The organism is Vibrio sp. 10N.222.49.C9 (genome assembly GCF_041474985.1).
Taxonomy (GTDB): Bacteria; Pseudomonadota; Gammaproteobacteria; order Enterobacterales; family Vibrionaceae; genus Vibrio; species Vibrio crassostreae_C.
In genome coordinates, this window is sequence record NZ_JBFRVD010001066.1 from 1 (window position 1) to 301 (window position 301).

At 48.5% G+C, this 301-nt stretch carries 1 protein-coding gene; it reads left to right on the top strand.

Annotation, left to right across the window (positions count from 1 at the left end):
- Positions 1 to 301 (top strand): gamma-glutamyltransferase (locus AB4585_RS26915; protein WP_372171796.1); only part of this gene is annotated, 301 nt, incomplete at both ends.

Consider the following 301-nt stretch of genomic DNA (forward strand, 5'->3'; position numbering starts at 1 on the left):
TGGAAAAGCTGTGCAAAATTCTATTATGGCTGGAAAACGTCCCCGCTCTGCAATAACACCATTAATGGTGATGGAACCAAGTGGCAGTCTCAAACTGGTTGTCGGCAGCCCAGGAAGCTCGCAAATCCCAGGATATGTTCTTAAAACGGTCGTAGGAGTGATCGATTGGGATCTATCGGCGCAAGCCGCCATCGATCTGCCCAACATACAGTACGGAACCAAGATCGACCGTACCAAGTCTTATAACCCAACGGGGCTTTTGGTAGAAAAGCGTACCTACGCTGAAATACTGGTTCCTGAA